The following is a 12,333-nucleotide window of genomic DNA, read 5'->3' on the forward strand; positions in this document are numbered from 1 at the left end:
TCTGGACCGGAGCATCATTCTGGAGGCGACTGTGAGCACACCTGTGATCGTCGAGGCCGTCCGCACCCCCATCGGCAAGCGGGGCGGCCGGCTGTCCGAGCTCAAACCACAACAGGTGCTGGCCACGGCGCTCAACGGGCTGACCGAACGCTCCGGTGTCGACCCCGCGCTGGTCGGGCAGGTGTTCGCCGGATGCGTGACCCAGGCGGGCGAGCAGGGCGGCCATGTGGGGCGCATGGCCTGGCTCTACGCCGGCCTGCCCTACCAGACGGGGGTCACCACGATCGACGCCCAGTGCGGCTCGTCGCAGCAGGCCGTGCACCTCGCGGCGGCCATGGTCCGCGCCGGGGTGATCGAGGTGGGCATCGGCTGCGGGGTCGAGGTGATGAGCCGGGCGCCGCTGGGCAGCAATGTGCTGCCCGCCAATCCCCGGCCCGACGACTGGAGCATCGACCTGCCCGACCAGTTCACCGCCGCCGACCGCATCGCGCGGCGGCGCGGGCTGACCAGGGAGCGGCTCGACTGGTTCGGCGCGCGGTCCCAGCGGCTGGCGGCCAAGGCGTGGGCCGACGGGCGGTTCGAGCGGGAGATCGTGCCGGTCGGGTCCGTCACCCGAGACCAGGGCCTGCGTGAGACCACGGCCGAAGGGCTGGCCAAGCTCAGGCCGGTGCCGTCCGAGGATTCCCTGCACACCGCGGGCACGTCGTCGCAGATCTCCGACGGAGCCGCCGCCGTGCTGGTGATGAGCGAGGAGTCGGCGCTGCGCCACGGCCTGCGGCCCCGCGCCCGGATCCTGGCCCAGGCCCTGGTGGGCTCGGAGCCCTACTACCACCTCGACGGCCCGGTCGACGCGACGGCCAAGGTGCTCGGCTCGGCCGGGATGACGATGAGCGACATCGACAGGTTCGAGGTGAACGAGGCGTTCGCGTCGGTCGTGCTGTCCTGGGCGAGCGTGCACCAGCCCGACCTCGACCGCGTCAACGTCAACGGCGGCGCCATCGCGCTCGGCCATCCGGTGGGCGCGACCGGCGCCCGGCTGCTCACGACGGCGCTGCACGAGCTGGAGCGCTCGGACTCGTCGACCGCTCTGGTCACGATGTGCGCGGGCGGCGCGCTGGCCACGGCCACGATCCTCGAGCGCATCGCGTGACACGCCGGATATTCCGTATCCATCCCCCGGCCCGCTCCTTCACACTCGAACCACACGCTCTACGGGGGGATCATCGATGAGAAAGACCCGACGCCGGCCATACCTGGAGCAGAGCCCGCAGGACCTGGGCGGCGGGGTGTGGAGCGTGCCGGTGCCGATCCCCGGCAACCCGCTCGGCTACACCCTCGTCTACGCCGTCGAGTCGCCAAAGGGCCCGGTGCTGGTCGACGCCGGATGGAACCATCCCGACGCCTGGGAGGCGCTCCACGGCGGGCTCGCCTCCCTGGGCATCGACGTCGCCACGGTCAGAGGCGTGGTCGTCACCCACTTCCATCCCGACCACGCCGGGCTGGCCGGGCAGGTCAAGGAGACCTCGGGCGCCTGGATCGCGATGCACGAGGCCGACGCCGCGCTGGTCCGGCTCATGCACGGCCTGGCCGACGGCGAGCACCGCAGCTTCCAGGCCGACATGCTCCGCAGGGCCGGCGCCGACCCGGCGGAGGTGGACATCGCCACGGCCCAGCGCCCGAGCCCGCCGGCGCCGCCCGATCGCGAGCTGCGCGACGGCGACCTGGTCGACCTGCCCGGCCGCAAGCTGCGGGCCGTGCACACGCCCGGCCACACTCCCGGTCACATCTGCCTGCACCTGGAGGACGCCGACCGGCTGTTCACCGGCGATCACGTCCTGCCCGACATCACTCCTCACGTCGGCATCTATCCGTACGATCGCCATGATGTCGATCCGCTGGGAGAGTTCCTGGAGTCACTGGAGCGGATCGTCGAGCTGGGTCCGCTGGACGCCCTTCCCGCCCACGAGTGGATATTTCCTGATGCGGCAGCGCGAGCCGGCGAGATCCGCCAGCATCACGAGGAGAAGCTCACCGAGCTTCGCGCGCTGCTGGCCGAGCGGGCGGAGCCGCAGACCATCTGGGAGGTCGCCGCCATGATGACCTGGAACAGATCCTGGGACGACCTGTCTCCCATGCTGCGGGGCATGGCGGCCGGCGAGGCCGCGGCCCACCTGCGCGCCCTGGAGGCGCGCGGCGCGATCACGAGGGTCACCGGAGTCGAGCCCGTACGGTTTCAGGCCCTAGACTCCTAGACATCCGATGTCTAGGGAGAAAAGCGTGGCGGTCACCGACGCGGCCATCGACAAGATCAAGCAGATGATCCTCTCCGGCGAGCTGGCTCCCGGCGACCGGCTGCCGAAGGAGGCCGACCTGGCCGAGCGCCTCGGCCTGTCCCGCAACTCGCTGCGCGAGGCCGTGCGCGCACTGGCCCTGATCAACGTCCTCGACGTGCGGCAGGGCGACGGCACCTACGTCACCAGCCTGGAGCCGCGGCTGCTGCTCGACACCATGTCGTTCGTCCTCGACCTGCACCGCGACGACACCGTGCTGCAGTTCTTCGAGGTGCGCCGCATCCTGGAGCCGGCCGCCACGGCGATGGCCGCCAAGCTGATGACCGACGAGGAGATCGACGAGCTCCGCGTGATCCTCGAGTCGCTGCCCGCCTCTCCCACGATCGAGGAGCTGGTCGCCAACGACCTGCGGTTCCACCGGCGGATCGCGCTTGGGTCGGGCAACAGCGTCCTCTGCTCGTTCATCGAGAGCCTCTCGGGGCCGACGACCAGGGCCCGGGTCTGGCGCGGCCTCACCCAGGAGGGCGCGCTGGACAAGACGCGCGAGCAGCACACCGCGATCTACGAGGCCATCGCCGCCCGTCAGGCCGACGTGGCCCGCTCGTGGGCCACCGTGCACGTGGCGGGTGTGGAGTCCTTGCTTCGCCAGGCCCTCGCCTGACCGGATCGCGCACGGGTATCACACCTGTGTGGCTGACAAACTCGACCGGTATCGAAGCAAGCGCGACGCCGGCCGTACCCCCGAACCCGTCCCCACCGAGACCCCCGAGCCGGGCGAAGGCAACGCGTTCGTGATCCAGGAGCACCACGCGCGGTCGCTGCACTGGGACCTGCGGCTGGAGCGCGACGGCGTGCTCGTCTCGTGGGCCGTGCCCAAGGGCCTGCCCGGCGACCCCGGCACCAACCACCTGGCCGTCCACACCGAGGACCACCCGATGGAGTACCTCACGTTCCGCGGGGAGATCCCGCAGGGCGAGTACGGCGGCGGCACGATGACGGTCTGGGACCAGGGCACCTACGAGACGGAGAAGTGGTCCGACTGCGAGGTCAAGGTGGTGCTGCACGGCGCCCGCGCCTCGGGCCGTTTCGTGTTGTTCCAGACGAACGGCAAGAACTGGATGATCCATCGGATGGATCCCCCGGTCCGCGCCCCCTTCCCACCGCTCGACCCCATGCTTCCGGCCGAGCGCTCACGCCCGCCGCGCGACGCCGAGAAGTACGCGTTCGAGTTCGCCTGGGGCGGCGACCGCGTCCTGGTGCCGATCGAGGGCGGCCGGACGGACGCGGCGCGGAGGCATCCCTGGCTGCGGCCGCTGGCGGCGTCGTTCGGCAGCCGCACCGCGGTCCTCGACGGCGAGGTGGTCACGCTGGGCGGCGCCGAGGTGCTGGTCTGCTACGACCTGCTCTACGACGACGGCCACTCCCTGATCGCCGAGCCCTACACGGCCCGCCGCGCCGCCCTGGAGGCCCTCGGCTTGTCGGCGGCCCGCTGGCAGACCGCCCCCTCCTGGCCCGGCCAGGCCGGGCCGGTGCGCCAGGCCGCCCGTGACCAGGGCCTTCCGGGCGTCCTCGCCAAACGCCTCGACTCCCCCTACGAGCCGGGCCCGTCCACGTCGTGGATCTTCGTGCCGAATCGCCCGACGAATCCACCACCCGGCTAGCGACCAAGCCACGATCATCGCGATCGGCCCACCGTCCGACTGGCGTCCAGACCACCACCAGACCCGCGACCGATGCCCCATCGATAGGCCGTCCAACGCGCCGGCACCTTGCGACTGAACCGCCAGCACATGTCCGGCTCATGTGCCAGGTGGTGCTCCGCACGGGCGACCAGACCTACTCCTTCGGTGATCGCGGGCGCGCGATGCCGGTGAGTGCGCTGTGGGAGGCCGGATAGGCGATACTCGTCGGATGCGGATCGGCGAGATATCCCCTGAGAGCGGCATCGGCGCGGAGTTGCTGACGCTGCAGCGGGCCGCGTACGCCGTGGAGGCGGAGCTCATCGGCGACGACCGGATCCCCCCGCTGCACGAGAGCCTGCCCGAGCTGCGGTCGAAGCCGCTGCGCTGGCTGGGGGCCGTGGACGACGACCGGCTCGTGGGCGCCGTCGCCTGGGCGGAGACCGCGACCGAGGTGGACGTCGACCGGCTGGTCGTGCATCCCGGGGCACACCGGCGCGGCGTCGGGCGGTCCCTGGTCCAGGAGGTCATGACCAGGGCGGGAGACCGCACGATCACGGTGTCCACGGGCCGCGCCAACCACCCCGCACGGGCACTCTACGAACGGCTCGGATTCGCGCTGAGGGGTGAGACCGAGGTCATCCCCGGTTTGTGGGTCGTCGACTACGTCTGTCCCGGCTGAGCCTCCAGCGCCGGACCACAGGGCCGATCTTCCTCGTCGGGCCGGCACCCCGCGCGGGGGCGACCCTGGATTGATGCCTTCAGCTGGTCGGCCGGAGCCTGAGCCCCTGCATGCCGCCGTCGACCGCGAGGGCGGTGCCGGTGGTCGCGCCGGCCTCCGGACCGGCCAGGTAGGCGATCGCCGCGGCGACCTCCTCCGCGCTGACCAGGCGTCCCATCGGCTGCCGGGCGTTCAGCGCCTGACGTTCGGCCTCCGGGTCGTCGGCCGCGTCGAGCAGCCGGCCGATCCACGGGGTGTCGGCCGTGCCGGGATTGACGCAGTTGACCCGGATTCCCTCGCGCACGTGGTCGGCCGCCATCGCGAGGGTGAGTGACAGCACGGCCCCCTTGGTCGCGCTGTAGAGCGCCCGCAGGGGCAGGCCGGCGGTCGCCGCGATCGAGCAGGTGTTGACGATCGAGGCATGCTCCGACCTGCGGAGGTACGGCAGGGCCGCCCGGCTCACCCGGACCATGCCGAGCACGTTGACGTCGAACACCCGCTGCCACTCGCTGTCGGGGTTGTCCTCGACCGTGCCCTGAGCGCCGATGCCCGCGTTGTTCACGACCACGTCGATGCCGCCCAGCCGCTCGGCCGCCTCGGCCACCGCCGCCCGCACGGCGGCGTCGTCGGTGACGTCGGCCCGGATCCCGACGAACGGCTCGCCGGGCGGGTCGAGGTCGAGGCAGGCCACCCGCATGCCCCGCTCGGCCAGCAGTTTCGCGGTGGCCAGGCCGATGCCCGAACCGCCGCCGGTGACGATCGCTCTGAGACTCATGCGTCCTTCCAGACCTCGCCGCCCGGGTAACTGTGGGCGGCGATCGATTCGGGGTGCAGTTCCGCGCCGAAGCCCGGCGCGTCGGGAGTGACGTACCTGCCGCCGCTCACACCGCATCCCCACAGTCATACATCGGATGTCTCTGGGCCCGATGCTGCTGCTCGGCCGTAGCGTATGTCAAGACCTCAACTCCGGAAACATCGGATCGGTGAGCCCCTTTCGCCAACCGCTCCCCCGAACTCCGGCGAGTGTGCCGCCACCTGCGACGATGACGCTCCTCCCGTTCGCTCGCGAGTCACGGTGTCTCACGACTCGCCAGCTGTGGTCGAAAGAGACCCGATGACTCGGCCGTCCGTCCGGGAACCTGGCCGGCCAAGGGATAGGGCGGTTGACGACGACGGTGTAGCGTAATAGAACACGTTTCAGTATGGTTCTCGACCAAGCGCTTGATCAAATTGCCCGAGGTGAACTTCTGTGCGGATCGACCTCGTCGACCAAGACCTCTACGCGGATTCCGGACCACCACACGAGCAGCTGCGCTGGCTACGCGAGAACGACCCCGTCCACCGGCACGACGGCGAGCCTCCGTTCTGGGCCGTCACCCGCTTCGACGATGTCGTCCACGTGTCACGCCACTCCGAGCTCTTCTCCTCCTACCGGCGGCTGGCGCTGTTCAACGAGATGCCCGAGGAGCAACGGGCGCTGCAACGGCTGATGATGCTCAACCAGGACCCGCCGGAGCACACGCGGCGGCGCTCGCTGGTCAACCGAGGGTTCACGCCCCGCACGATCGGCGCCCTCGAACAGCACATCCGCGACATCTGCGACGACCTGCTCGACAAGTGCTCGGGCGAGATCGACTTCGTCACCGAGGTCGCGGCCCCGCTGCCGCTGTACGTGATCTGCGAGCTGCTCGGCGCCCCGGTCACCGACCGGGACAAGATCTTCGGCTGGTCCAACCGCATGATCGGCGCCGAGGACCCCGACTACGCCGACTCCCCCGAGGACGGCAGCGCGGCGGCCATGGAGGTCTACGCCTACGCCAACCAGCTGGCGGCCCAGCGCAGGAGCAATCCCCGGAACGACATCGTCACCAAGCTCATCCAGCCCGACGAGAAGGGCGAGACGCTCGACGAGAACGAGTTCGACCTCTTCGTCCTCCTCCTGGTCGTCGCCGGCAACGAGACCACCCGCAACGCGGCGTCGGGCGGCATGCTCGCCCTCTTCGACCACCCGGATCAGTGGGACCGCCTGGTCGCGGATCCGGCGCTGGCCGCCACAGCCGCCGACGAGATCGTCCGCTGGGTCTCCCCCGTCAACCTGTTCCGCCGCACGGCCACCCAGGACCTGGACCTCGGCGGCAAGCGGATCCGCGAGAACGACAAGGTGGTCGTCTTCTACTCCTCGGCCAACCGGGACGCCTCCGCCTTCCCCGACCCCGAGGTCTTCGACATCGGCCGCAGCCCCAACCCGCACATCGGCTTCGGTGGCGGCGGCGCCCACTTCTGCCTCGGCAACCACCTGGCCAAGCTGGAGCTTCGGATCCTGTTCGAGCAACTGGCCCGCCGCCACCCCCGGCTGCGCCGGACCGGCGAGGCCCGGCGCCTGCGCTCCAACTTCATCAACGGCATCAAGGAGCTGCCCGTCGTCATGAGCTAGTTTCATCGTCCGGATTGGAGCTTGCTCAACTCAGGCGTCGCAGTACGCCGCGGGCGCGCGGGCGACATGCTCAGCCGCCCGCCGCGGTGCTGGGCCGCCCCGGACCAGCAGCCCGGCCTCGATGTTCTTGGAGACACCCGACTGGGTCAGGTTGGCGCTGGACACCAGCAGTACGCGCTGGTCGGCGACTGCGAGCTTCGCGTGCATCTTGGCGCCCTGCTCCGCGCGCTCGCCTACCGGCCAGTGCCATAACTCGACACCCGGCAATCCGGTGAACGCGTGCGCGGGCTCGGCACCGCTGAGTGCCGACCCCGCGCCCTGCAGGGTCTCGACGACCACCATCACCGACACCCCACGTTCGAGCGCCCGGGCCAGCGCGTCGAGCAGCGGCTGGTACGGCGTGGCCGAGTAGGTCATGAGGACCAGCTCGTGCGACGCCTCGCCCGCCACGTCGATGAGCACCTGCGCGGTGGATCGGACGGGCACGGCATGCGTGGCCGGCCCGGTCCACACTGACTCGACCGTGGAGGTGGCCCGATGCCGCTCGTAGCCGGAAGCCACCCCGTGCAGGTAGATCGCCGTCTCTTCGTTCGGCATGCCCAGGACCAGCTGCGCGGACAGGATGCGTTGCGCGACATCGGGGAAGTCCGGCAGCGGCACCGCGTTCGTGATCCCGGACGCCGGGCCGCCTTCGGCGATCCGGTCGGCCAGGGTCCGTAGATGCACCGGGCCGAGGCGCTCCACTGCGTCCGCCGCGATCTTCTCGAAACGGAATTGGACGCCGCTCACGGCAGGTCGCGATAGAGGGCCAGGGCCGGATCGTCAATCGGCACGACGAACCTGCGGTCGAGAAACCGGTTGCCGCGCTCGCAGGTGGTCTCCGAGACGAACAGGCACACGTGGCATGCCGCGCCGTGCAGGAAGTCCTCCGGCTTGCGGGGCAGCCGCTCGGCACAAAGTGGATCGGAGGAGCAACTCCTGGCCTCGGCGAGCGCGCGGCGGGTCAGCCGCACCATACCGACCACGAGGCGTTTCCGGTTTCCCTTGCCGCACTGGTGGAAGAACCGCGCCTCGTGCGGCTTGTTCGGCTTGTCGTTCTCGAACTCGAACGCCCTGGAGTCGACGCGGGCCAGCAGGTTGCAGGCGGTGCAGCGCTTTCTGGGGAGACTTCTGAACGAGGAGTGACCAGATCGTAAGCGCCTGAACCTTTTTCACGAGAGCGTGGTCGCGGGCATCATCGCGAGGGCCGAGACAGGCGATCGGAATCATGCGGTGGCCGCAGGGTCAGCACTGCCTGAACACGCGACGGATCACGGCCAGCGCACCTCCGGGGTGCGTTCCACGAACTGCGCGTACTGCTCGAACGCCCGCTCAACCTCCGCCCGGTCGCTTCTGTGGAGTGGTAAGAGCGGCTGAACGGCGATCCGTACGCGGCTCTTCGCGAGGGTGCGTTTCCAGGTGGCCACGACCCGGCCGGCGCGTACCACGGTGGACTGGAAGACCCCGTTGTTACCGGGGATGATGGCCGCCTTGTGCTCGTCGGCGACCATGAGCGAGCGGTCCTTGTAGCCCAGCAGGTATTCGTCGAACCCCGGCAGCACGAGCACCTCGTCGTCGCCGGCCGGAGGAGGGGCGGTGTCGAGGAGCGCGGCGTCGAGGTACGTCTCCACCCCTTGGACGGTCACCCGGGCCAGCGCGTCGCCGGCCACGGCGATGCCGCGTTTGGCGTCGGCCGCGGTCAGGCCGGTCCAGCCTGCGAAGTCGTGCCGGGTGGTCGGCCCGCGGCCGCGGAAGTAACGCAGGGCGATGGTGCCCAGCGCCTCGTCGCGCTCTGGCCGGTGCGGGTCGGGAACCCACTCGTCGAGCAGCACGAAGCTCTGCTCGTTGCCGATGTTGGGGGCGATGCACAGCAGGCCCCGCTGGCTGGCGTACCACAGCAGGTGGTAGCCGCGCTGGCCACTGGTGTCGATGCCCTTGTCGGCCAGCACGGCCAGGCACTCCGACCGGCTCAGCCGCCCGCCGCCGGTCAGGGCCGCGCCCAGCACCTCCATGGCCTGAACGGCGGTCTCCTCCGAGAGGCCGAGTTGTTCGCGCCGCCTCGCCGCGCCGTTCAGCACCCGGACGCCCATCAATTCGACCATCCAGCGGGCGTCGCGGGACGGGACGAAATGGATGGTGCCACGCATCGGCCACGTGCGCAGCGCCTCACGCCGCTCCAGCGCGGCGGTGACGTCGGCGGCGGTGTATCCGGGCAGTCGCGCGCCGAACGACCACAGACCGCTGGCCAGGTCTTGCGCCTGCATCGCCCCGAGCCAGGTCACCACCTCGGCCACGCCCGTCGCCCGGCCGACGCCGCTGGGCGACGCTCGTAGCAGCAGGCTGGACATCCGCAGGCCGAGCACCTGTTGGGGGGAGAGTTCCACTGATTAACCGTATCCTTCGCCACCGACAATCCGACGATGTGATCGCCTGCTGGTGAGCCGGGGTGGGCAGGGCACTTAGCTCGTCTCCGGTGAACCGGAGCGTCCCGGCGTTCGGGTTCTTGCTGTCGCGCACGGCGAAGGCGTCGGCCGCGCCGGGGATCGCGGCGATCTCGACGCAGCTCTCCTGCTCCTCCTCCTGCTGGTTGCCGCCGCACAACCGGCGGTAGCGCGCTCCCGTGAGGTCCCGCTCGTACAGATCGTTCATCTCGGCCTCATTTCTCCAAGTCCTCCCGCCCGCGCGGGGTGTGCGGGCGGGTCTTACGGGCGGGCGGCCTGAACCCTGGGTGTACGTCAGGCCGCCCGCGGCCCCGCCGGCCGAGGTCGGCCCCGGTCGGCGGGGCGGCTCATCGGGCCTGGCCGGCGAGCAGGCGGCGCCACCATTCGAGCGCCTCCGCGCGGCGCCATCGCTCGGCCGTCCAGGACACGGGCGGCACGCCGGGGCGGGCAAGGGTCCGGCGGCGGATCTGGTAGACGCCGCCGCAGGCGACCAGCTCGTAGGCGGTCATCCGGCAGGAGCAGGTGTACGCGACGACCCGGCCGGGCCCAAGGCTCTGCTCGATCCACCACAGCGCCGTGCCCCCGGGGCGGGGCACGGCCGGATGCGGCGAAATGCCCAGGCAGTCATCGTCCTCTGCGGCGACAGCGAGCGGGGCGAGAACGACGGCGGACGCGGTCACCGCGTCGCCCGTACGATCCGGCGCTTCTGCTCGGCGATGCCCTCCTGCGCCGCGATGGCCTGGCACAACCCCACCAGGTCGTCGGCGTCGACCGTACGGTGCGCGCCCGCGTCCTCAACGGCCCGAGGAAACGGCCGCTCGCGCGTCGCCCACCACCGTCCGGCGTCGCTGCGCATGATCCGCCACCCGGCGAACACCGGACGAGCGGCGGCTACAGCCCTATCGTGTGTCATGGGTCAGGACCACCATCCTGATCTAGGGGTCCGCACGGCGGTTCCAGCGCCTGCGGACCCCGGCTTCGATCGCGTCACCTCCGATTACAACAGCGCGTAATCCTTTGATCACAGGTGCGATCTGGGGACACTAAGGGTTGGTCAGAACGTCCCCCAGGTCTGACAGCGAGGTGCTCACGATGGTGACTGAACTTCCCGCATGGGCCGTACGGCTGCGCGCCGAGCGCCGCAACCGGCTGTGGAGTCAGAAAGAGATGGCCCGTCGTCTCGTTGAGGCCGCTGATGATGAGACGCGCAAGTGCCTTCCCGCTCGGGAGACGATCGTTCGCCGAATCAAGGTGTACGAAGCCGGACACAACCAGCCGCGTGATCCGTACCGACTGCTATACACCCGGGCATTCGGGATCAGCGAAGCCGAATTGTTCGACATGCCGCAGGCTCCGTGGCGCCCGACCCTTGACGATGTCCTCGCCAAGCTGCCTGACAGCGATGCCCTCACCCCGCTCCCCACCCGGACCGGGCGGCGGATCGGAATGAGCACCATCGCCGTTCTGTCCGCGAGAGTCCATCGTTTGCGCCTGGCTGACGACGTGCTGGCCGGCGGCGACCTCCTGCAGCCCGCGTTCCGCGAACTCGACGCCGCCACACGGCTCTACCGCGAGGCCACCTACGCCGAGCACACAAGCCGCGCGCTGCTCGGCGTGATCGGGGAACTCGCGCAGATCACTGGATGGATCGCCAGTGACGCCGGACGACCCGAACAAGCAGCCAACATCTATCGACTCGGCATCCGCGCCGCTCAGGAGGCCGGGGACGGCACCCTGGAATCAAACCTCCTCGGCTCCCTGGCCTACCAGACGGCCAATCTCGGCAACCCTCAGGAAGGGGTGATGCTTGCCCGCGCGGCACTTGACGCGGCCGGGCCGCACGCGCCAGCGCGGGCGCGTGCTCTTGCCTGGGATCGCATCGCCTGGGCATATGTTCAAGTCGAGGAAGCTGAGCCTGCCATGCGAGCGTTGGGTGAGGCCAGGACCTCCCTTGAACAGCACGGCGGCGAGGACGAGCCCGCGTACTTGTACTGGGTGGACGCGAGCGAGCTGCAGATCATGGAAGCACGTGCCTATACCGAACTGCGCCGGCCGCTTCGGGCAGTGCCGCTACTCACCGACGTATTGGGTCGTTACGACGCTACCCACGCTCGCGAGCTCGCCCTGTACCTGTCTTGGCTCGTCGTCGCGCTCGCGGACGCCAACGAGCCAGAGGAAGCGGCTCGTGCCGCCTGGCGAATGTTCGACCTTTCGAAGGACGTGGCCAGCGACAGAACAGCGCGTCGTCATCGTGTCGTCATCGACCGGCTTGCGCCGTACCGGGACGTACCGCAGGTGCGGGAAGTGATAGACCGCGCTCAATGAGGAGTTGCACTCAGAGACAAAGCGCAGCTTCCCGTACGGGTGCGGACGCTGGCCGAAGGCAAGCTCGTCTATAGGCCCCAAGCTGGCGAACGGGTTCAAACCCGTACACCACTGTCGTGGACGCTAACCGACGCGTGTGGACACCGCCACGATCGAGTGGCTCGAACGCTGCCTGGACGAGCATCGCCGCGTCGAGGACACCATGGGAAGTGGTCCACTCCTGCCCGTCGTACGAGCTCAGCTCGACGCGGTCACCGTTCTCGCGCAGGGGACTCCGAGTCGGTTCGCTGCAAACCATCCGTCCGCAGAGCGGGCAACGCGTTCACGATGCCTTGAGAGCGGCAGTCAGGCAGTGATCGACTACGCGCCTGTTCTCATACGATGACCTACCGCCGAAATCATC

13 protein-coding genes and 1 pseudogene are annotated in these 12,333 nt (G+C 69.9%); 7 read left to right on the plus strand and 7 right to left on the minus strand.

Going from position 1 to position 12,333, the window contains the following annotated elements; genetic code table 11:
• Positions 1-31: 31 nt before the first annotated feature.
• From AB0C16_RS27110 to AB0C16_RS27130, 5 genes are all read left to right on the plus strand, one after another.
• Positions 32-1,150 (plus strand): steroid 3-ketoacyl-CoA thiolase, encoded by a 1,119-nt coding sequence (locus AB0C16_RS27110; protein WP_357686775.1) that lies wholly within the window; start codon positions 32-34, stop codon positions 1,148-1,150.
• A gap of 76 nt (positions 1,151-1,226) precedes the next feature.
• Positions 1,227-2,252, plus strand: a complete 1,026-nt coding sequence (locus AB0C16_RS27115) for an MBL fold metallo-hydrolase (protein WP_357686776.1) — start codon at positions 1,227-1,229, stop codon at positions 2,250-2,252.
• Between the two features lie 25 nt (positions 2,253-2,277).
• The gene (locus AB0C16_RS27120; protein WP_357686777.1) at positions 2,278-2,952 is read left to right on the plus strand and encodes a FadR/GntR family transcriptional regulator; all 675 of its coding nucleotides are present in this window, start codon (positions 2,278-2,280) and stop codon (positions 2,950-2,952) included.
• A 28-nt stretch (positions 2,953-2,980) separates the two neighbouring features.
• Positions 2,981-3,952, plus strand: coding sequence for a DNA polymerase ligase N-terminal domain-containing protein (locus AB0C16_RS27125; RefSeq protein ID WP_357686778.1), 972 nt, complete (start codon positions 2,981-2,983; stop codon positions 3,950-3,952).
• A 250-nt stretch (positions 3,953-4,202) separates the two neighbouring features.
• Positions 4,203-4,652 carry a GNAT family N-acetyltransferase gene (locus AB0C16_RS27130; RefSeq protein WP_357686779.1) on the plus strand — a complete coding sequence of 150 codons (450 nt, stop codon included), beginning with the start codon at positions 4,203-4,205 and terminating at the stop codon, positions 4,650-4,652.
• A 79-nt stretch (positions 4,653-4,731) separates the two neighbouring features.
• Here the strand turns inward: AB0C16_RS27130 and AB0C16_RS27135 are convergent, their stop codons facing one another.
• Positions 4,732-5,466 (minus strand): SDR family oxidoreductase, encoded by a 735-nt coding sequence (locus AB0C16_RS27135; RefSeq protein WP_357686780.1) that lies wholly within the window; start codon positions 5,464-5,466, stop codon positions 4,732-4,734.
• Positions 5,467-5,940: 474 nt separating this feature from the next.
• Here AB0C16_RS27135 and AB0C16_RS27140 point away from each other — a divergent pair, with 474 nt between their 5' ends.
• The gene (locus tag AB0C16_RS27140) at positions 5,941-7,125 is read left to right on the plus strand and encodes a cytochrome P450 (RefSeq protein ID WP_357686781.1); all 1,185 of its coding nucleotides are present in this window, start codon (positions 5,941-5,943) and stop codon (positions 7,123-7,125) included.
• Between the two features lie 30 nt (positions 7,126-7,155).
• Here AB0C16_RS27140 and drmC read toward each other — a convergent pair whose 3' ends face one another.
• The 6 genes and pseudogenes from drmC to AB0C16_RS27170 all read right to left on the minus strand — a co-directional run bounded on the left by drmC (position 7,156) and on the right by AB0C16_RS27170 (position 10,518).
• Entirely contained in the window at positions 7,156-7,914 is a 759-nt protein-coding gene (gene drmC / locus AB0C16_RS27145) for a DISARM system phospholipase D-like protein DrmC (RefSeq protein ID WP_357686782.1), read from the minus strand.
• Positions 7,911-8,141 carry a hypothetical protein gene (locus AB0C16_RS27150; RefSeq protein ID WP_357686783.1) on the minus strand — a complete coding sequence of 77 codons (231 nt, stop codon included), beginning with the start codon at positions 8,139-8,141 and terminating at the stop codon, positions 7,911-7,913. The genes drmC and AB0C16_RS27150 overlap by 4 nt, the downstream gene beginning before the upstream one ends.
• A gap of 294 nt (positions 8,142-8,435) precedes the next feature.
• Complete coding sequence (locus AB0C16_RS27155) at positions 8,436-9,548, minus strand: winged helix DNA-binding domain-containing protein (protein WP_357686784.1); 1,113 nt, start codon at positions 9,546-9,548, stop codon at positions 8,436-8,438.
• Positions 9,549-9,669: 121 nt separating this feature from the next.
• A pseudogene (locus AB0C16_RS27160) lies at positions 9,670-9,813 on the minus strand (hypothetical protein); the annotation flags it as partial.
• A gap of 139 nt (positions 9,814-9,952) precedes the next feature.
• Complete coding sequence (locus AB0C16_RS27165; protein WP_357686785.1) at positions 9,953-10,285, minus strand: hypothetical protein; 333 nt, start codon at positions 10,283-10,285, stop codon at positions 9,953-9,955.
• Complete coding sequence (locus AB0C16_RS27170) at positions 10,282-10,518, minus strand: hypothetical protein (RefSeq protein WP_357686786.1); 237 nt, start codon at positions 10,516-10,518, stop codon at positions 10,282-10,284. Before AB0C16_RS27170 ends, AB0C16_RS27165 begins: the two co-directional genes overlap by 4 nt.
• Before the next feature lie 179 nt (positions 10,519-10,697).
• Here AB0C16_RS27170 and AB0C16_RS27175 point away from each other — a divergent pair, with 179 nt between their 5' ends.
• On the plus strand, positions 10,698-11,930 hold the full coding sequence (locus AB0C16_RS27175) for a transcriptional regulator (RefSeq protein ID WP_357686787.1): 1,233 nt from the start codon (positions 10,698-10,700) through the stop codon (positions 11,928-11,930).
• Positions 11,931-12,333 lie beyond the last annotated feature (403 nt).

The organism is Nonomuraea sp. NPDC048916 (genome assembly GCF_040649575.1).
In the GTDB taxonomy this organism is placed as follows: domain Bacteria; phylum Actinomycetota; class Actinomycetes; order Streptosporangiales; family Streptosporangiaceae; genus Nonomuraea.